General features: G+C 52.3%; 16 protein-coding genes, 2 tRNA genes and 3 rRNA genes. 8 read left to right on the top strand and 13 right to left on the bottom strand.

The genetic code is table 11. The features are described from left to right. Window positions 1-64: 64 nt before the first annotated feature. From rrf to tyrS, 6 genes are all read right to left on the bottom strand, one after another. Window positions 65-180 (bottom strand): 5S ribosomal RNA (rrf, locus tag EAW52_RS04055). 118 nt (window positions 181-298) lie between these two features. Continuing rightward, a 23S ribosomal RNA gene (locus EAW52_RS04050) occupies window positions 299-3,189 on the bottom strand. 250 nt (window positions 3,190-3,439) lie between these two features. Continuing rightward, window positions 3,440-3,515 (bottom strand) — tRNA-Ala (locus EAW52_RS04045). Between the two features lie 6 nt (window positions 3,516-3,521). After that, window positions 3,522-3,598 (bottom strand) — tRNA-Ile (locus EAW52_RS04040). A gap of 98 nt (window positions 3,599-3,696) precedes the next feature. After that, a 16S ribosomal RNA gene (locus EAW52_RS04035) occupies window positions 3,697-5,233 on the bottom strand. Together the 16S, 23S and 5S rRNA genes with 2 tRNA genes alongside form the textbook arrangement of a ribosomal RNA operon. Before the next feature lie 486 nt (window positions 5,234-5,719). Further along, entirely contained in the window at window positions 5,720-6,919 is a 1,200-nt protein-coding gene (gene tyrS, locus EAW52_RS04030) for a tyrosine--tRNA ligase (RefSeq protein ID WP_122041497.1), read from the bottom strand. A 171-nt stretch (window positions 6,920-7,090) separates the two neighbouring features. Here tyrS and EAW52_RS04025 point away from each other — a divergent pair, with 171 nt between their 5' ends. Together EAW52_RS04025 and EAW52_RS04020 are read left to right on the top strand one after the other, a co-directional pair. Next, window positions 7,091-8,521 carry a peptidoglycan DD-metalloendopeptidase family protein gene (locus EAW52_RS04025; RefSeq protein ID WP_122041496.1) on the top strand — a complete coding sequence of 477 codons (1,431 nt, stop codon included), beginning with the start codon at window positions 7,091-7,093 and terminating at the stop codon, window positions 8,519-8,521. Window positions 8,522-8,526: 5 nt separating this feature from the next. Next, complete coding sequence (locus EAW52_RS04020) at window positions 8,527-9,621, top strand: anhydro-N-acetylmuramic acid kinase (protein WP_122044714.1); 1,095 nt, start codon at window positions 8,527-8,529, stop codon at window positions 9,619-9,621. 43 nt (window positions 9,622-9,664) lie between these two features. Here EAW52_RS04020 and erpA read toward each other — a convergent pair whose 3' ends face one another. Beyond that, window positions 9,665-10,015, bottom strand: a complete 351-nt coding sequence (erpA, locus tag EAW52_RS04015; protein WP_019367557.1) for an iron-sulfur cluster insertion protein ErpA — start codon at window positions 10,013-10,015, stop codon at window positions 9,665-9,667. 178 nt (window positions 10,016-10,193) lie between these two features. On the opposite strand from erpA, the gene hemJ reads away from it, so the two are divergent. The 5 genes from hemJ (at window position 10,194) to coq7 (ending at window position 13,569) form a co-directional block, all read left to right on the top strand. Then, window positions 10,194-10,619, top strand: coding sequence for a protoporphyrinogen oxidase HemJ (gene hemJ / locus EAW52_RS04010; protein ID WP_122041495.1), 426 nt, complete (start codon window positions 10,194-10,196; stop codon window positions 10,617-10,619). Window positions 10,620-10,688: 69 nt separating this feature from the next. Beyond that, complete coding sequence (locus tag EAW52_RS04005) at window positions 10,689-11,627, top strand: DUF805 domain-containing protein (RefSeq protein WP_122041494.1); 939 nt, start codon at window positions 10,689-10,691, stop codon at window positions 11,625-11,627. A gap of 57 nt (window positions 11,628-11,684) precedes the next feature. Continuing rightward, window positions 11,685-12,473: an SDR family oxidoreductase gene (locus EAW52_RS04000; protein ID WP_122041493.1), complete on the top strand. Its 789-nt coding sequence runs from the start codon at window positions 11,685-11,687 to the stop codon at window positions 12,471-12,473. A 65-nt stretch (window positions 12,474-12,538) separates the two neighbouring features. Further along, window positions 12,539-12,880 (top strand): histidine triad nucleotide-binding protein, encoded by a 342-nt coding sequence (locus EAW52_RS03995; protein WP_122041492.1) that lies wholly within the window; start codon window positions 12,539-12,541, stop codon window positions 12,878-12,880. A gap of 41 nt (window positions 12,881-12,921) precedes the next feature. Then, window positions 12,922-13,569, top strand: coding sequence for a 2-polyprenyl-3-methyl-6-methoxy-1,4-benzoquinone monooxygenase (coq7, locus tag EAW52_RS03990; protein ID WP_010795960.1), 648 nt, complete (start codon window positions 12,922-12,924; stop codon window positions 13,567-13,569). A gap of 48 nt (window positions 13,570-13,617) precedes the next feature. Here coq7 and speD read toward each other — a convergent pair whose 3' ends face one another. Next, a complete protein-coding gene (speD, locus tag EAW52_RS03985) occupies window positions 13,618-14,412 on the bottom strand; it encodes an adenosylmethionine decarboxylase (protein WP_010795961.1) in 795 nt (264 codons plus the stop codon). Window positions 14,413-14,630: 218 nt separating this feature from the next. Next, window positions 14,631-15,053 (bottom strand): OsmC family protein, encoded by a 423-nt coding sequence (locus EAW52_RS03980; RefSeq protein WP_026004192.1) that lies wholly within the window; start codon window positions 15,051-15,053, stop codon window positions 14,631-14,633. Window positions 15,054-15,261: 208 nt separating this feature from the next. Between EAW52_RS03980 and crp the strand changes: the two genes are divergently transcribed. After that, complete coding sequence (gene crp, locus EAW52_RS03975) at window positions 15,262-15,906, top strand: cAMP-activated global transcriptional regulator CRP (RefSeq protein ID WP_010795963.1); 645 nt, start codon at window positions 15,262-15,264, stop codon at window positions 15,904-15,906. Window positions 15,907-15,956: 50 nt separating this feature from the next. On the opposite strand, the gene trpC is transcribed toward crp, so the two are convergent. From trpC to trpE, 4 genes are read right to left on the bottom strand one after another with little or no spacing between them, the layout of a single operon-like run. Then, on the bottom strand, window positions 15,957-16,793 hold the full coding sequence (gene trpC / locus EAW52_RS03970; RefSeq protein ID WP_122041491.1) for an indole-3-glycerol phosphate synthase TrpC: 837 nt from the start codon (window positions 16,791-16,793) through the stop codon (window positions 15,957-15,959). Beyond that, window positions 16,790-17,839 carry an anthranilate phosphoribosyltransferase gene (gene trpD / locus EAW52_RS03965; RefSeq protein ID WP_122041490.1) on the bottom strand — a complete coding sequence of 350 codons (1,050 nt, stop codon included), beginning with the start codon at window positions 17,837-17,839 and terminating at the stop codon, window positions 16,790-16,792. Before trpD ends, trpC begins: the two co-directional genes overlap by 4 nt. Window positions 17,840-17,841: 2 nt before the next feature. Continuing rightward, window positions 17,842-18,435, bottom strand: a complete 594-nt coding sequence (locus EAW52_RS03960; protein ID WP_010795966.1) for an aminodeoxychorismate/anthranilate synthase component II — start codon at window positions 18,433-18,435, stop codon at window positions 17,842-17,844. 12 nt (window positions 18,436-18,447) lie between these two features. Next, window positions 18,448-19,938 (bottom strand): anthranilate synthase component I, encoded by a 1,491-nt coding sequence (gene trpE, locus EAW52_RS03955; RefSeq protein ID WP_122041489.1) that lies wholly within the window; start codon window positions 19,936-19,938, stop codon window positions 18,448-18,450. Window positions 19,939-20,050: the final 112 nt, after the last annotated feature.

Raw genomic sequence — 20,050 nt, 5'->3', positions numbered from 1 at the left:
GAAGTTTTCCTGCCACAAAAGCAAAACCCCCGGGCGGTTAGGCCTGGGGGTTTTGGGTATAGGTGCTTGACGATGACCTACTCTCACATGGGGAAACCCCACACTACCATCGGCGATGCATCGTTTCACTTCTGAGTTCGGAAAGGGATCAGGTGGTTCCAACGCTCTATGGTCGTCAAGCAATTCGGGTGGGGAACCGGTGTCTAGTCGTTTCCCCGAATGGGTATGTGATCGGTATTTGCGGTTCAACCAAGCTTTCGGCTGGTCTTTACCAAACAACAGATTGTTTGGGTGTTATATGGTCAAGCCTCACGGGCAATTAGTATCGGTTAGCTCAACGCCTCACAGCGCTTACACACCCGACCTATCAACGTTGTAGTCTTCAACGGCCCTTTAGGAAGCTCAAGGCTCCAGTGAGATCTCATCTTGAGGCAAGTTTCCCGCTTAGATGCTTTCAGCGGTTATCTTTTCCGAACATAGCTACCCGGCAATGCCACTGGCGTGACAACCGGAACACCAGAGGTTCGTCCACTCCGGTCCTCTCGTACTAGGAGCAGCCCCTCTCAAATCTCAAACGTCCACGGCAGATAGGGACCGAACTGTCTCACGACGTTCTAAACCCAGCTCGCGTACCACTTTAAATGGCGAACAGCCATACCCTTGGGACCGGCTTCAGCCCCAGGATGTGATGAGCCGACATCGAGGTGCCAAACACCGCCGTCGATATGAACTCTTGGGCGGTATCAGCCTGTTATCCCCGGAGTACCTTTTATCCGTTGAGCGATGGCCCTTCCATACAGAACCACCGGATCACTAAGACCTACTTTCGTACCTGCTCGACGTGTCTGTCTCGCAGTCAAGCGCGCTTTTGCCTTTATACTCTGCGACCGATTTCCGACCGGTCTGAGCGCACCTTCGTACTCCTCCGTTACTCTTTAGGAGGAGACCGCCCCAGTCAAACTGCCCACCATACACTGTCCTCGATCCGGATAACGGACCAGAGTTAGAACCTCAAGCATGCCAGGGTGGTATTTCAAGGATGGCTCCACGAGAACTGGCGTCCTCGCTTCAAAGCCTCCCACCTATCCTACACAAGCAGGCTCAAAGTCCAGTGCAAAGCTACAGTAAAGGTTCACGGGGTCTTTCCGTCTAGCCGCGGATACACTGCATCTTCACAGCGATTTCAATTTCACTGAGTCTCGGGTGGAGACAGCGCCGCCATCGTTACGCCATTCGTGCAGGTCGGAACTTACCCGACAAGGAATTTCGCTACCTTAGGACCGTTATAGTTACGGCCGCCGTTTACCGGGGCTTCGATCAAGAGCTTCGCTTGCGCTAACCCCATCAATTAACCTTCCGGCACCGGGCAGGCGTCACACCCTATACGTCCACTTTCGTGTTTGCAGAGTGCTGTGTTTTTAATAAACAGTCGCAGCGGCCTGGTATCTTCGACCGGCATGGGCTTACGGAGCAAGTCCTTCACCCTCACCGGCGCACCTTCTCCCGAAGTTACGGTGCCATTTTGCCTAGTTCCTTCACCCGAGTTCTCTCAAGCGCCTTGGTATTCTCTACCCGACCACCTGTGTCGGTTTGGGGTACGATTTCTAATTACCTGAAGCTTAGAGGCTTTTCCTGGAAGCATGGCATCAACCACTTCCTCTTCATAAGAAGAGTCGTCATCAGCTCTCGGCCTTAACTGTCCGGATTTACCTAAACAGTCAGCCTACCGCCTTAAACTTGGACAACCAACGCCAAGCTGGCCTAGCCTTCTCCGTCCCCCCATCGCAGTAATTAGAAGTACAGGAATATTAACCTGTTTCCCATCGACTACGCCTTTCAGCCTCGCCTTAGGGGTCGACTCACCCTGCGTCGATTAACGTTGCGCAGGAACCCTTGGTCTTTCGGCGTGCGAGTTTTTCACTCGCATTGTCGTTACTCATGTCAGCATTCGCACTTCTGATACCTCCAGCAAGCTTCTCAACTCACCTTCACAGGCTTACAGAACGCTCCTCTACCGCTCATCTTGCGATGAACCCGTAGCTTCGGTGTGTAGTTTGAGCCCCGTTACATCTTCCGCGCAGGCCGACTCGACTAGTGAGCTATTACGCTTTCTTTAAAGGGTGGCTGCTTCTAAGCCAACCTCCTAGCTGTCTAAGCCTTCCCACATCGTTTACCACTTAACTACAACTTTGGGACCTTAGCTGACGGTCTGGGTTGTTTCCCTTTTCACGACGGACGTTAGCACCCGCCGTGTGTCTCCCATGCTTGCACTTCTGGGTATTCGGAGTTTGCATCGGTTTGGTAAGTCGGGATGACCCCCTAGCCGAAACAGTGCTCTACCCCCCAGAGTGATACATGAGGCGCTACCTAAATAGCTTTCGAGGAGAACCAGCTATCTCCGAGCTTGATTAGCCTTTCACTCCGATCCACAAGTCATCCCCTGCCTTTTCAACGGAAGTGGGTTCGGTCCTCCAGTCAGTGTTACCTAACCTTCAACCTGCTCATGGATAGATCGCCCGGTTTCGGGTCTATACCCAGCGACTAAAACGCCCTATTAAGACTCGCTTTCGCTACGCCTTCCCTATACGGTTAAGCTTGCCACTGAATATAAGTCGCTGACCCATTATACAAAAGGTACGCAGTCACCCAACAAAGTGGGCTCCCACTGCTTGTACGCATACGGTTTCAGGTTCTATTTCACTCCCCTCTCCGGGGTTCTTTTCGCCTTTCCCTCACGGTACTGGTTCACTATCGGTCAGTCAGTAGTATTTAGCCTTGGAGGATGGTCCCCCCATATTCAGACAACGTTTCACGTGCGCCGTCCTACTCGATTTCACTCAAAAGATCCTTTCACCTACGGGGCTATCACCCACTATGGCCGCACTTTCCAGAGCGTTCGGTTAAAATCAATTGAGCTTAAGGGCTAGTCCCCGTTCGCTCGCCACTACTTAGGGAATCTCGGTTGATTTCTTTTCCTCAGGGTACTTAGATGTTTCAGTTCCCCTGGTTCGCCTCTCACACCTATGGATTCAGTGTGAGATACCTGACTTATGTCAGGTGGGTTCCCCCATTCAGAGATCTCCGGATCACAGTCTATTTGCCGACTCCCCGAAGCTTATCGCAGGCTATCACGTCTTTCATCGCCTCTGACTGCCAAGGCATCCACCGTATGCGCTTATTCACTTGACCATATAACCCCAAAGAATCTGAAGTTATGTTTGGTTTGGAACACGACATTCGCCGAAAACTTGCGCTTGAACTCGCAAATTTACCTTGACCACATAGTCTGCAGTGAAACAGCCTATGTGTTCGTACTTCTATCACATACCCAAATTTTTAAAGAACAGTCTGAAAACAAAGTTCAGAAGTCAATGCTCCGACCCAACCCTTAGGGGGGGGGGGGTAAGCACTCAGTTCTGAGCTTTAACGCGGTGTTAGATGGTGGAGCCAAGGAGGATCGAACTCCTGACCTCCTGCGTGCAAAGCAGGCGCTCTCCCAGCTGAGCTATGGCCCCATCGATTGGTGGGTCTGGGCAGATTCGAACTGCCGACCTCACCCTTATCAGGGGTGCGCTCTAACCAACTGAGCTACAGACCCAATCGTCTAACGCTTGAGTCTTGACTCATCTCGCGTCTTTATTTCAGTGAATCAAGCAATTCGTGTGGGAGCTTATGCCAAAGCTGGGATCTATCGATTAAGGAGGTGATCCAGCCGCAGGTTCCCCTACGGCTACCTTGTTACGACTTCACCCCAGTCATGAATCACACCGTGGTAACCGTCCTCCCGAAGGTTAGACTAGCTACTTCTGGTGCAACCCACTCCCATGGTGTGACGGGCGGTGTGTACAAGGCCCGGGAACGTATTCACCGTGACGTTCTGATTCACGATTACTAGCGATTCCGACTTCACGCAGTCGAGTTGCAGACTGCGATCCGGACTACGATCGGTTTTATGGGATTAGCTCCACCTCGCGGTTTGGCAACCCTTTGTACCGACCATTGTAGCACGTGTGTAGCCCAGGCCGTAAGGGCCATGATGACTTGACGTCATCCCCACCTTCCTCCGGTTTGTCACCGGCAGTCTCCTTAGAGTGCCCACCATGATGTGCTGGTAACTAAGGACAAGGGTTGCGCTCGTTACGGGACTTAACCCAACATCTCACGACACGAGCTGACGACAGCCATGCAGCACCTGTGTCAGAGTTCCCGAAGGCACCAATCCATCTCTGGAAAGTTCTCTGCATGTCAAGGCCTGGTAAGGTTCTTCGCGTTGCTTCGAATTAAACCACATGCTCCACCGCTTGTGCGGGCCCCCGTCAATTCATTTGAGTTTTAACCTTGCGGCCGTACTCCCCAGGCGGTCAACTTATTGCGTTAGCTGCGCCACTAAAGTCTCAAGGACCCCAACGGCTAGTTGACATCGTTTACGGCGTGGACTACCAGGGTATCTAATCCTGTTTGCTCCCCACGCTTTCGCACCTCAGTGTCAGTATCAGTCCAGGTGGTCGCCTTCGCCACTGGTGTTCCTTCCTATATCTACGCATTTCACCGCTACACAGGAAATTCCACCACCCTCTACCGTACTCTAGCCAGGCAGTTTTGGATGCAGTTCCCAGGTTGAGCCCGGGGATTTCACATTCAACTTACCAAGCCACCTACGCGCGCTTTACGCCCAGTAATTCCGATTAACGCTTGCACCCTCTGTATTACCGCGGCTGCTGGCACAGAGTTAGCCGGTGCTTATTCTGCTGGTAACGTCAAAGCTGCAACGTATTAGGTTACAACCCTTCCTCCCAGCTTAAAGTGCTTTACGACCCGAGGGCCTTCTTCACACACGCGGCATGGCTGGATCAGGCTTTCGCCCATTGTCCAATATTCCCCACTGCTGCCTCCCGTAGGAGTCTGGACCGTGTCTCAGTTCCAGTGTGACTGATCATCCTCTCAGACCAGTTACGGATCGTCGCCTTGGTGAGCCGTTACCCCACCAACTAGCTAATCCGACCTAGGCTCATCTGATAGCGTGAGGTCCGAAGATCCCCCACTTTCTCCCGTAGGACGTATGCGGTATTAGCGTTCCTTTCGAAACGTTGTCCCCCACTACCAGGCAGATTCCTAGGCATTACTCACCCGTCCGCCGCTGAATCAGAGAGCAAGCTCTCCTCATCCGCTCGACTTGCATGTGTTAGGCCTGCCGCCAGCGTTCAATCTGAGCCATGATCAAACTCTTCAGTTCAAACATATCCGGGTTTTGAGAAAACCCTAAACTTGGCTCAGCAATCGCAAATAAACTCTCGAATTCACGAGTGTTACTTGTCTTGCTGATAATCTTGTCGATCCATCAGTCTTACAGCACAAGCACCCACACGAATTGCTTGATTCAACTTGTTAAAGAGCGGTTGGTTAAGACCTTGTCTCAACCGAGGCGCGCATTCTACGCTAACCTCTTGTCCTGTCAAGCTTTTTGTTCAACCGGTCTAACCAGCCGAACCGCTTGCCGGACCTGCCGGATCAGAAAACCTGTTCTGGCAGCGGGAGGCGTATTCTACACAAGCCCAGGGGCTTGTCAACTACCGCTTCCCTCTTTCCACTTCTGCCAGACCGGAGGCCTGACCTTGACTAAACAGCTAAGCCATTGATCTACAAGGCTTTTACTGTTCCGTTGCAGCGGAAGTGGGGCGCATTATAGGCCCCTCCGCTCACAGGTCAAGCTTTATTTGAACTACTCAGCTTTAAGAACAATGCGGGCAAATGCCTTCTTGCCTGCCTGACAAACATGAGTAGCACCCAACTTGAAGACAAAGCTTCGATCTACTACTTCACCATCAACCTTTACGCTACCTGCGTTCAGCAAATCACGTGCAGCAGCTGAGTTCTTTACCAGACCTGCGCGATTGAGCACTGCGGCTACGGGCATATCCTCCGCAGTCGTTAACGTTACCTCTGGAATTTCCTCTGGTAGCTCGCCGTCCTTCATGCGATTGCCAGCAGAACGGTGAGCGGTAGCAGCTGCCTCCTCACCATGGAACCGGGCAACGATCTCCTCGGCCAACTTGATCTTGATATCGCGCGGATTGGCACCCGCCTCCACATCATGGCGAAACGCTTCAATCTCACTCATCGCCCTAAAGCTTAAAAGCTCAAAATATCGCCACATCAGCGAGTCAGGCATTGAAACGATCTTATTGTACATAACGCCAGGCGCTTCCTGGATACCTATATAGTTGCCAAGCGACTTGGACATCTTCTTGACGCCATCCAGCCCCTCAAGCAAAGGCATGGTGAGAATGGACTGCGCCTCTTGGCCATAGGCACGCTGCAACTCGCGCCCCATTAACAGATTGAATTTCTGATCAGTTCCACCAAGCTCGACGTCTGCTTTCAATGCAACTGAGTCATAACCCTGAACCAAGGGGTACAAGAACTCATGAATGGCAATGGGTTGATTAGTCGCGTACCGCTTACTGAAATCGTCACGCTCAAGCATGCGTGCGACCGTGTACTGAGACGCCAGGCGGATAAAGTCAGCCGGTGTAAGCTTGTCCATCCAAGTAGAGTTAAACGCCACTTCAGTTTTCGCAGGATCCAATATCTTGAATACCTGTGCTTTATAGGTTTCGGCGTTTTCAAGAACCTGGTCACGCGTCAACGGCGGACGAGTCGTGCTTTTACCACTGGGATCGCCAATCATGCCTGTGAAGTCACCAATCAGGAAAATGACCTGATGACCCAGCTCCTGGAATTGACGTAGCTTATTGATCAGAACGGTATGGCCTAGATGAAGGTCTGGAGCTGTAGGATCAAAGCCTGCTTTGATACGCAACGGAGTCCCTTTCTCAAGCTTTGTAATGAGCTCAGATTCAACCAAAAGCTCGTCAGCTCCACGCTTGATCAGCGCTAACTGTTCTTCTACCGATTTCATTAGCCAATCCCGCTTAAATTAATGGCGCAACCATACAAGATCACCTGATAAAAACAAGATTTCCAGAAACATCTACCTATCAGGCACATATTGAAAATTATTAAGGGTTGTTCGGAACTTTATTTGATTATATTTTAGGCAGTTATTCATGCTCAAAAGCACCGCTACGTCATGACACAACCAACTCCAAAAAGCCCGTTGTATCCTAAAAGCCATATCCTGGCTGCTGGTGGGGTCGCTGCGCTTCTGAGTTTGGCTCTGCTGGTGTTTCCTTCTCGCGATGTCGAGGCAAAGAAAACGCTCGTTAATATGGATATTCAGAATAGTGCTGAGCGCATTATTCAAGAAAAGGATGACCTTCGACAGCTAAGCACTCTCTCAGAGCCTGAAGCGTCCGCAACTGAAAGTCCGTTCGCCAATATTCCTGAGTCAACCGAAACGGCTCAAGAACCCAACTCAGCGGAACCCTCTTCTACCGAAAGCCTTGCCTCAGTTGACCCTCAGTGGAAAGTCGAAACTGTTAAAAATGGCGACACGCTTTCCACATTATTCTCGGCAGCCGGTTTGTCAGCAAACGTGCTGCAAGACGTTTTAAATAGCGACAAAGAAGCCAAAGCCCTTAGCCGAATTCACATAGGCCAAAAGCTCGAATTCAAGGTATCTCAGACCGGTGACCTGCTCGGCTTTCGAAGCAAGCCAAACGCCTTGGAAACCATCACGATCTCCAAAGCTGAAGGTGGTTATGACTTTAAGCGTGAAATAGCGCAGCCTGATGTTGAAAAGGCTTATGCACGCGGCGTTATTGATAGCTCTCTATTTACAGCTGGCCGACGCGCCGGCCTATCCCATGACATGATCATGTCACTGGCCAACGTATTCGCCTATGATATTGACTTCGCACTGGATATACGAGAAGGCGACGAATTCGAGGTCATCTACGAAAAGAAGGTGGTCGATGGAAAGCGTGTCGGCAACGGCAATATTCTAGCGGCGCGCTTCACCAACCGCGGTAAAACCTTTACCGCAGTCCGCTATACCAGCAAGCAAGGCACTACGAATTACTACACGGCTGACGGTAGCAGCATGCGTAGGGCATTTATTCGTACTCCAGTAGAGTTTACCCGTATCAGCTCCCGCTTTTCCTTGGGTCGTTACCATCCTGTCCTGAGCAAGATTCGTGCGCATAAGGGTGTGGACTACGCAGCACCAACCGGTACGCCTATCCATGCGACAGGGGATGGCAAAGTGGTAGAAGCTGGGCGCAAGGGTGGTTACGGAAACGCTGTAGTAATCCAGCACGGACAGCGCTACAGCACTGTTTATGGACATATGAGCAAATTCGGTCAAGGCATTCGACCAGGCGTACAGGTCAAGCAAGGACAGGTTATTGGATATGTAGGTATGACAGGACTCGCGACGGGACCTCATTTGCACTATGAATTCCGCATTAATGGTACGCATGTCGATCCGCTTGGCGTAAAGCTACCTATGGCTGATCCTATCGCAAAAAATGAGGTGAAACGTTTCTTGAGCCAAAGCCAGCCTTTAATGGCCCGCATGGACCAGGAAAAGTCCACCCTTCTTGCCATGAACAAGCGTTGACAGGTATGACGCTTTATATAGGGCTAATGTCTGGTACCAGCTTGGACGGACTGGACATTACCCTTATTGATCAAACGGCTAATAGATGCACGCTTATCGGCTCTCATTATGTACCGATGCCATCGAGCCTCAAACATAAGCTTCTTGAGCTGTGCAGTGCTGGCGACAACGAACTGGAACGTGCCGCACTGGCTGAGCAGGATTGGGTCCATTTGGCTGCTCAAGGTATTGAGCAACTCCTCAGCGAAGCGCAGCTATCGACCTCGCATATCAGAGCGATTGGTAGTCACGGGCAGACAGTCAGGCATAGTCCATCTGATGGCTACACGATTCAGATCGGTAACCCGGCACTTCTTGCAGAGCTGACGGGGATTGATGTTGTTGCAGATTTTCGTCGACGGGATGTTGCTGCTGGTGGACAAGGCGCTCCCCTCGTCCCCGCTTTTCACGCGGCCATATTTGGAGATCCGGCGAAAGAGCGAGCCATTCTTAACATCGGCGGCTTTACTAATATTACATTGCTATCACCCAGCCACCCTATAGAAGGCTTCGACTGCGGCCCAGGTAATGTATTGATGGATGCATGGATAAACGAGCACAAAGGCGATCCTTATGACCAGTTTGGTTCCTGGGCTGCCAGTGGCTCCATTTCATTCATGCTTCTTAATGCCTTTTTGTCTGATCCTTTCTTTGCCAAACAGGGGCCTAAAAGTACTGGGCGCGAGCTATTCAATTTAAGCTGGTTAAAACAAAAGCTCTCAGTACTTCCTGCGATACCGGTAGCCGATGTTCAGGCAACCCTGGCCGAGCTTACCGCCATTTCTGTCTGTGATTCGCTGCGACTGGCTCAACCCACATGTGCCGAGCTATTTATCTGCGGCGGCGGTGCTCACAATGAGTTTCTGCTTAAGCGACTCTCTGCTCATTTACCAGAAACGCTCGTTACAACCACAGACACACTTGGCGTTTCGCCAGACTGGGTAGAAGCAATGGCATTTGCTTGGCTAGCACATTGTTTTGTTGAGCGCATACCGGGTAACTGCCCGGACGTAACAGCGGCTAAGGGGCCTAGAATCTTAGGCGCGCTGTATCCTGCCTAAGCGAAAGCGCCGCGTTTAAACGCGGCGCCTCAGTAAAGTCTTCTTAGATTGAGAAAGACTGACCGCAGCCACATGTAGTTGCCGCATTAGGGTTCTTAATGACGAAACGCGAACCCTCCAGCCCCTCCTGATAATCGACTTCAGCGCCAGCCAGATACTGGAAGCTCATGGGATCGACAACCAGGCTTACGCCGTCACGCTCTACAATGGTGTCGTCTTCAGCCGTATCTTCATCAAATGTAAAGCCGTACTGGAAGCCAGAACACCCTCCCCCCGTCACAAACACGCGCAGCTTAAGACGAGGGTTGCCCTCCTCGTCGATTAAGTTCTTTACCTTATTGGCTGCACCGGGGGAGAACAATAAGGGAGTCGGAATGAAGGTTTCGATGGTCATGCTTGAATCTCCCGGCTTTCGCCGATACCAACTGCAATATGCAACATTATCCGCTTAACCTAGAAAAATGGTCAACTATTCTGCGACCGACCGATAATTAAAACTTAAATCGCTTATAAGGTGACGCCTGCAACACGGGCATCTACTATCTCTGGTTTTATATTGCCGGAGATACCTGATGCTCTATCTATGGATCAAAGCGTTACACATCATAGCTTTAGTCTGCTGGTTTGCCGGTCTGTTCTATTTGCCCCGACTGTTTGTCTACCATGTGCAAAGTGAAGACACCGTTAGCCGTGAGCGCTTCATTCTGATGGAGCGAAAGCTCTATCGAGGAATCATGCTGCCTTCAATGCTGGCTACGCTTGTTTTCGGCATTGTATTACTGGTCCTGAATCCAGGCTGGCTGAGTCAGGGCTGGATGCATACCAAGCTTGCACTTGTCTTTTTGCTGGTCGGCTACCACCACATGTGCGGTGCCATGCTGAAACGCTTTGCGCGAGGTGAAAACAAACACAGTCATGTATTCTATCGCTGGTTTAATGAAGCTCCTGTCCTGATCCTGATTGCGATCGTGATTCTGGTTGTCATCAAACCCTACTAAATTTCCAGACGCAGCATATCCTGACAATATGCTGCGTGCCTCCTCTATTGTGCGACAAGGAAGCTCGCCATGTCCGATACGCGTTACAAAATCACCTTTGATGGGCAATTGCTCCCCGGCGTCAATCGAGATGATGTACTGGAGAGTCTTGCGAAACTTTTCAAAAGTGATACGCAGAAAATAGCCCAGCTGTTTCGCGGTCCGGTTACATTAAAAAGGGACCTTTCGGAACCTGAAGCTGATCGTTATCTGGCAGCCTTGAGACAAGCTGGCGCTCAAGCCAGGAAAGAACAGGACTTGGCCTCCATGCTTACGCTGGTTGAGGACAAAGAAACACCAGCAATAGAAAGCACACGGTTAATGACTTGTCCAAAATGTGGACATGAACAGACCAAGCGCGACGAATGCGAGCAGTGCGGCATTATTGTTGAAAAGTACTTGGCACGTAAGGCTGAGCTAGCGTCAGAGCCGCCCGCACCGTCAGCTGCGCCAGTCATGGCCGCGTCTCCTTATGCTCCGCCTCAAGCAGACCTTTACACCCATGGCGAACATGAATACGGTACCTTGAAGGTCTTCAGCCTCAAAGGTCGAATAGGACGCCTGCGCTTTTTAGCTTGGTCGCTTGTAGCATCTGCCGCTTTTTTTGCCGCCTTTTTTGCACTACTGACAACGGTAGGGATCGCAAGTCTCATGACGTCGCATCCCTCAATCCTTACAGGGCTTGGGCTTAGTGCTCTGCTTGGTCTTGCAATGCTATTTATTAACCTGAGCATAGGTGTTCAACGCTTGCATGATTTAGGCTGGTCAGGCTGGCTCTGGCTTTTGAGCATCGTTCCGCTCATAGGAGGCCTCTTTACTTTCGTGCTGATGGTCTTACCAGGATCACGTACAGCCAATCGCTATGGTGCACCGCCTCCACCTAACAGCATAGCGGTCAAGCTTTTAGCGGGTGTCTGGCTATTTATTGTGATCGCTGTGATTCTGGCCTCCCTTGTGCGCCCTAGCTAAGGGCACCCTGCCACGCCGGAGCGGTCCAACTCCATGCCGTACTTCTGAGGGAGCATCATGCCTCGCTATGCATTAATTACTGGCGCCTCTAGTGGAATAGGCCTTGCGCTTGCTGAAGCACTAGCGCGCCGCGGTCATCCCTTGATCTTACTTGCCCGAAAGCGGGAGGCACTTGAAAGCATTGCCAGTGAGCTGGCACAGCGATTTGGCGTGGAAGTACTTTATCGCGTTTGCGATCTGTCGGAGCCGCTGCATGTGACAGGGCTTCTGCACGAGCTTGAGCAGAGCGAGAAGGTTATCGACCTGCTTGTGAACTGTGCAGGCATGGGGACTGGCGGCCCCTTTCTTTCCTCCGACTGGTCACGCGAGCAGCACCTTATTGAGTTAAATGTGCTGGCCCTGACTCGCCTCTGCCATGCCCTAGGTGAGCACATGGCTCAACAGGGCGGCGGACAGATTCTCAACGTGGCTTCGACGGCCGCCTTCCAGCCCATTCCGCTTATGAGCAGCTATGCCGCCAGCAAGGCGTATGTCCTGCATTTTTCCGAAGGGCTGCGTGAAGAGCTAAAAAGCCGAGGCATTTCCGTCTCGGTGTTATGCCCCGGCCCAACGCGTACAAGCTTTTTCCGAAAAGCCGGCATGCAGACTGCCTCAATGGAGAAAGGCAAAACCATGATGGGCGCCGAGGAGGTTGCATTGATCGCCATGCATGGCCTCGCCAAGCGCAAGGCCATCATTCATTGCGGATGGCGAAACCGCCTGACGACAATGGTACCTCGTTTTTTGCCACGCTCACTTGTAAGAAAAGTTACCGCCAGAATAGGCCGCATGCTGACATCACCTTGACTTGCGTCTGTGCGCAAAAGATAACCCTCGCTACACTTTGATCTTCAAATACACAGGAGACATCCATGGACTGCCTGTTCTGTAAAATCGTGGCGGGAGAGATTCCAGCCCGCAAGCTTTATGAGGACGATCATGTCATTGCCTTCCATGACATATCGCCCCAGACCCCCGTTCATTTTCTTGTCATTCCCAAGAAGCATATCGCCACGCTTCATGATCTGAGCGAAACCGATGACAAGACGCTAGCAGGTCATATCCTGTTTACGGCACAACGCCTGGCCCAGGAACAAGGTTGCGATGAAGGCTTCCGGGTGGTCATGAACTGTAATCCAATGGGTGGACAAACGGTTTACCACATCCATATGCATGTACTTGGCCAACGGCAAATGACGTGGCCGCCGGGTTAAGCGTTCCTTTACCCTCCCCTGATTTGAACCTGGAGACTGGAATGGCTAACGATCGTCACTATTCCCCTGCAGATCACCTGTTCATGCAGGTTGATGCCGCATTAAAAACACTACTGCCTTTCAATGGACACCCTAATAGGGCCTCTCCTGCGCTGAGTCATTCGGAAGCCGAGCTGGATGAGTCCAGCACCCGGCACGTGGCTGGACTGATGCGCATCAACCACACCGGAGAAGTGTGCGCACAAGCGCTCTATCAGGGACAGGCCTTGACGGCCAAGCTGCCTGAAATTCGAAGCGCCATGGAAGAAGCCGCTGACGAGGAGATTGATCACCTCGCCTGGTGCGAACAGCGAATTAAGGAGTTGGGAAGCCATACCAGCGTACTTAATCCATTGTTCTATGGCCTATCATTTAGCATCGGCGCGACTGCTGGCCTGATCAGCGATCGTCTCAGCCTTGGCTTTGTCGCCGCGACAGAAGAGCAAGTCTGTAAGCATCTTGATGAGCACTTGATGCAGCTTCCTTCGGAAGACAAGCGCTCCCGAGCGATTCTTGAGCAGATGCGCATTGACGAGGAGCAACATGCGGATCATGCCCTGGATGCAGGCGGGCTACGCTTCGCTACGCCTATCAAACTTGGCATGACGCTTCTTTCAAAGGTCATGACCAAAAGCACATACCGCATTTAAGACAACAAAAAGGGCGCTCAAAGCGCCCTTTTAATTTCAACCTGCTACTTAACGAGGCAGGTTACGACCAGAAAATATCTCACGCATCTCATGCTTGAGGCGTTGCGTTACCTGCTCACGCTGCTCACGCGAAAGATTCTGAGTAGCATCACCAAACAGGTAATTTTCTAGCTCGAACTCTTTCAATAGCATCTTGGTGTGGAACAGATTGTCCTGATAGACGTTTACATCCGTCATCTGATAGGCCGAACGCGTGTCTTCAGACAGGTAGTTCTGGATGGAATTGATCTCATGATCGATAAAGTGCTTGCGTCCTTCCACATCGCGGGTAAAACCACGAACGCGATAGTCGACAGTCACAATATCTGAATCAAACTGATGAATCAGATAATTCAATGCCTTTAGCGGTGAGATGACGCCACAGGTAGACACATCGATATCGACACGGAATGTGGCAATGCCGTCAACGGGATGAATTTCCGGATAGGTATGAACCGTAATATGGCTTTTATCCAGATGCCCTAGAATTGTTTCGCGTAGCGGACCGGGTGATTCCTCGATCTGGCTTTCGGTAGGCTCAACAGGCTGCTCCGAAATGAGAATGGTCACGCTGGCGCCCTGAGGGTCGTAATCCTGGCGAGCGATATTCAGAATATTGGCACCGATGATATCCACGACGTCTGTCAGGATCTGAGTCAGACGCTCGGCATCATACTCTTCATCAATGTACTGTACATAGGCTTGCTGATCTTCTGACGTCTCTGCATAGCAGATGTCATAGATATTGAAGCTCAAGGTCTTCGTCAGGTTGTTGAAACCATGGAGCCTGAGTTTACTTTTCACCGTAGGGAACTCCCATAGGTACGGTCTCTGACCGTGGTCGTGAATGCCCGTCATCTGCATAAGGCGCAGGTGCGTAGGGCCGTTTCATACCTCTTCGCATTGGCGATTGTGGCTGTGCTTGTCGGGCCTTGCCCTGAAAAGGGGCGCATTATGCAGAGCCTGAGGGCTATCCGCCAGAGGTTGCGCCCGAAAGACGATGAATTGATGACAGTCAGGGCTTAATTAAGCTCTATGATCTCGTATCCGTGCGAAATCTCGACGCCCGCACGCTCTAGCATGATGGAAGCTGAACAATACTTTTCTGCAGACAGCTCGATGGCGCGCTTGACCTGCGCTTCCTTCAAGTCACGGCCCTTGACTACAAAGCGGATGTGTATCTTGGTAAATACCTTGGGTTCGGATTCAGCCCGCTCAGCCTCAAGAAAGGCCTCACAGCTCTCTACAGCCTGGCGAGACTTCTTTAAGATACTCATCACATCAAAGCTGGTGCAGCCACCCAAGCCGATTAGCAGAGCCTCCATTGGGCGGACGCCCAGGTTACGACCGCCATGATCAGGAGGGCCGTCCATGACAACCACATGGCCACTGCCCGACTCGCCCAGAAACATGGCCTCACCGGCCCATTGAATTCGTGCTTTCACCATGAGACTCCACAGCAAATAAAAAAATAGAGTACCACAGCCCCATAAATGTGATGGAATGCCATCAAACTGCCAGTAAACTGTTAGTCACGTCGCACACTTCACAAGTCGTGATCTGCGGAGTAAAAATTCACTTTAATTTAGTGGCAAACTTGCCGATATGTTCAAATCCCTGTAGACAAGGCTTGTCTCAACTTCAGGAACCAGCATGGCCGCTATTATTCCTCCTGCAAAACTTCAACATCTCGATAAACTGCTCGCGCATTGCTCGCGTCGCCGCTATACCGCCAAGACGACGATCATTTATGCGGGTGATAACAGTGAAAGCCTGTTCTTCATCCTCAAAGGGTCGGTAACGATTCTGATCGAGGACGACGAAGGTCGCGAAATGATCATCGCCTATTTGAATGCGGGCGACTTTTTCGGCGAGATGGGGCTATTTGCCAAGGAAGGAAGCGAACCCGAACGCAGCGCCTGGGTTCGTGCACGCACGGAGTGCGAGGTTGCCGAGATCAGCTACAGCCAGTTCAGAGAACTGAGCCAGCAAGATCCCGACATGCTCTTCTCGCTGGGCCGCCAGATGGCCGAGCGTCTGCGCCAGACTACGCGTAAGGTAGGTGATCTTGCCTTCCTGGACGTGACTGGTCGTGTCGCTCGTACGCTGCTTGACTTGTGCAAACAGCCCGACGCCATGACGCATCCGGACGGTATGCAGATCAAAATCACGCGCCAAGAAATTGGTCGCATCGTTGGATGCTCACGTGAAATGGTCGGTCGCGTACTCAAGTCTCTGGAAGAGCAGGGCCTTGTCCATGTGAAAGGCAAGACAATGGTTGTGTTTGGTACTCGCTAAACACACCATGCTCTGACAAAAAAGCCGGCTCGCGCCGGCTTTTTTATTGATCACTCTACGTCGGGGGAGGAGATCCCCGCGCGTCTTTCAGGAAAGAACAGCCGGTGCAGCTCGTGTCCGGGATCCTCTGCACGCATGAATGCTTCACCTACTAAAAAGGCATGCACATCACTGACTTGCATCAGCTCAACGTCAGCCCTGTTCAGAATGCCACTCTCGGTTACCACCAGACGCTCTCGCGGAATAGATGGCAACAGGTCCAGTGTTGTTTCCAGGCTCACCTCAAATGTATGCAGATTGCGGTTATTGATACCGATCAGCGGCGTGTCGAGTGTTTTCAGCGCGCGCTCTAACTCATTTGCATCGTGGACCTCAACAAGCACATCGAGGCCAACCGATTTTGCGGTAGCGGCCAACTCTGCCATCAAGGTATCGTCCAGGGCGGACCCAATGAGAAGAATGCAATCAGCACCAATCGCACGGGCCTCAACGACCTGATATGGATCGATCATGAAGTCTTTACGAATGATAGGTAACGAGCAGGCTGCCCGGGCTTCCTTCAAATAGGCATCGCTGCCTTGAAAGAAATCGATATCCGTCAGGACCGAAAGACAGGTCGCGCCGCCTGCTTCATAGCTTCGTGCAATATCTGCCGGCACGAACTCCTCCCGCAGGACACCCTTACTGGGCGAGGCTTTCTTGACCTCAGCAATTACCGCTGGTTCTCTGCGGGCCACGCGATCCATCAGGGCCTGGGCAAATCCCCTTGGTGATTCAGAGGCCTGCGCCAAGGCCTCCAGATCGGCCAGTGGAAGCGCTGACTTACGCTGTGCTACTTCTTCAGCTTTGCGGGCCAGGATTTTTTGCAGAACGGTAGGTACGCTCACGCTTGATTCTCCACTTTGTATACCGCTGTAAAGCTGGCCAACTCATCCATTTTTTCCCGGGCAAGGCCGCTGTACAACGCGTCATGCGCCAAGTTGACACCTTCGTGTAAACTGGAAGCCAGATCGGCTGCATACAACGCGGCTCCCGCATTGAGCACAATCATGTCAGCCGCCTTTTGCCCGGCCTCGGTTTTACGACGCCCCAAGGCATCTCGGATCAAGCTCAATGAAGCCTCCGGGCTGTCGACTGTAAGCCCGATCAGGCTCTGGCTTTTGATACCAACATCCTCTGGAAGGACTTCATACTCTTGAATTTGTCCATCCTTGAGTTCAGCGACACGTGTAGGCGCCGCCAGGCTGAACTCGTCAAGCCCATCCCTGGAGTGAACAACCAGCACATGCTTGCTGCCTAGCCGCTGCAGCACTTCGGCAAGGGGACGGCACAGTGCAGGCGTAAATACCCCTACCACTTGATGTAAGACACCGGCTGGGCTGGTCAACGGACCTAGCATGTTGAATAACGTACGCAGCCCCAGAGACTTGCGAGGGCCCGCAGCATGGCGCATCGCACTGTGATGAGATTGGGCAAACATGAAGCCTACGCCTATCTCGTTAACGCAGCGGGCTATTTGTTCGGGCGTCAGGTTGAGATAAATCCCTGCCGCTTCAAGCAGGTCGGCACTGCCGCTTTTACCTGAAACAGCACGGTTGCCGTGCTTGGCTACCTTTCCCCCAGCAGCCGCGACAACAAAGACAGAAGCCGATGATACATTGAAGATATTGGCACCATCTCCTCCTGTTCCCACGATGTCCACAACGTGCTCAAGGCTGGGCAATTCAACCTTGGTAGCCAGCTCGCGCATCACGCTTACGGCACCACAGATTTCATCGATGGTTTCGCTCTTGATACGCATGCCCATGAGAAAAGCGCCGATCTGGGCATCATCACATTGCCCGGTCATGATCTGGCGCATGACGTCCTGCATTTCGCTTGTGGTCAGGTCGAGTTGACTGACGATTTTGCCAAGCGCTTCCTTGATATCCATGACTAGCGTGCGCCTCCGGTCTGCTTGAGGAAATTGGCCAGCAGGTCATGACCGTATTCGGTAAGAATCGACTCGGGGTGAAACTGGACACCTTCCAGCATGTACTCGCGGTGACGGAGCCCCATGATTTCATCCATGGTTCCATCTTCGTGTTGAGTCCAGGCAGTAATTTCCAGACAGTCCGGCAGCGTTTCTCGTTTCACCACAAGCGAATGGTAGCGCGTGACCGTAAAGGGGTTGGGCAATCCGGCAAATACACCCTCACCCTTGTGATAAACCAGGCTCGTTTTGCCATGCATCGGCTCACGCGCTCTGACCACCTCACCTCCAAATGCCTGCCCCAGGCTCTGATGACCAAGGCACACACCCAAAGTAGGCACTTTGCCTGCGAAATGTTTCAGCAGTTCGAGCGAGACGCCTGCCTCATTCGGTGTGCAGGGGCCTGGGGAAACGACAATGCGCTCCGGCGCCAGCGCATCGATTTCGTTTACGGTCGTTTCATCGTTGCGTACGACTTTTACGTCTGCCCCTAACTCGCCCAGGTATTGTACGAGGTTATAGGTGAAGGAGTCGTAGTTATCCAGCATCAGTAACATGGTAGCGCTCCTTCAGGTACGCAAAGTCGTAGAAGTTTGTTCAGCCAGTGCAACCGCGCGGAACATCGCACGACGTTTATTGATCGTTTCTTCCCATTCCGCAGCAGGTTGAGAGTCTGCAACGATGCCCCCACCGGCCTGAACATGAAGCTCACCGTTTTTGATGACGGCAGTACGAATCGCGATGGCAGTATCCATATTGCCATTCCAGGCCAGATATCCTACGGCACCGCCGTAGACACCTCGCTTGACAGGCTCCAGCTCGTCGATGATTTCCATGGCGCGGATCTTCGGCGCGCCGGACAGCGTACCTGCCGGCAGAATGGCACGCAGGGCATCCATGGCATTGAGACCGTCCTTGAGCTGGCCGGTCACGTTGGACACGATGTGCATGACATTGGAATAACGCTCGATCACCATTTTTTCGGTCAGCTTGACCGAGCCGGTCGACGATACGCGGCCAACATCATTACGACCCAGATCGATCAGCATCAGATGCTCGGCAATTTCCTTTTCATCACTGAGCAGGTCTTTTTCGAGCTCAAGATCCTGCTCCTCAGACGCTCCTCGTGGACGCGTTCCGGCGATAGGTCTAACCGTTACCAGCCCTTCCTCTACTCGAACAAGGACTTCCGGCGAACTGCCTACGACATGGAAATCACCGAAGTTGAAGAAGTACATGTAGGGCGTTGGGTTGAAGCAGCGTAGCGCGCGATAGAGGTCGATGGGGGCGGCCTTGAAATCGATGGACATCCGCTGGGAAGGCACGACCTGCATGCAGTCCCCAGCCAGGATATAGTCCTTGATCTTGACAACCGCCTGTTCGTAATCCGCTTGAGTAAAGCTGGCTCGAAACTTGGGCTCCTGCGCCTGAGGTGCACTGAAATCGAGCCCACGGCGCGGCGTAATAGGCTGACGCAGGCGCTCCAGTAATTCATCCAGGCGCGCTTTACCTTGGTCGTAGGCATTTTCATCGGCCGGGTTGACCAGCACGATGGCATGCATCTTGGTAGATAGATTATCGAACACCACGACAGCATCAGATACCATCAGCAGGATATCGGGATTGCCCAGCGGGTCAGGATTGGGGCAGGCACCCAGGCGCTTTTCAACGTAGCGGACACAGTCGTAGCCGAAATAGCCGACCAAGCCACCATTGAAGCGCGGAAGGTTAGGCAGTGTGGGCACGCGATAGCGCTGCTGGAATGCTTCGACAAACGCTAGCGGGTCTGCGACCTCAACGGTTTCGACGACCTCATCACCCTCATGAATCGTGGCCTGGTGGCCATAGACTCGCAGTACGGTGCGACTGGGCAGCCCGATAATGGAGTAGCGACCCCATTTTTCACCACCTTGGACAGACTCAAGCAGGTACGTATTGGTGGTATCGGCCAACTTGAGATAAAGCGACAGCGGCGTGTCGAAATCGGCCAGGGTTTCGAATGTCAGGGGAATACGGTTATAGCCGGCAGCGGCCAAACGCAGGAATTCTTCGCGGGTCATGATCAGCCTCGTGGAGGGTAAAGGTCAGGTGCAAAACGCGCCGGGCATGCCGGCCAGGAATGAGTCAGGCGCGCCAGCGCCAACGCGCCAGGGCCTTGATGACCTTCATCCA

The sequence above is a fragment of the Pseudomonas sp. LTJR-52 genome (assembly GCF_003691465.1).
Lineage (GTDB): Bacteria > Pseudomonadota > Gammaproteobacteria > Pseudomonadales > Pseudomonadaceae > Chryseomonas > Chryseomonas luteola.
This window is presented reverse-complemented; position numbering and strand designations above follow the sequence as displayed.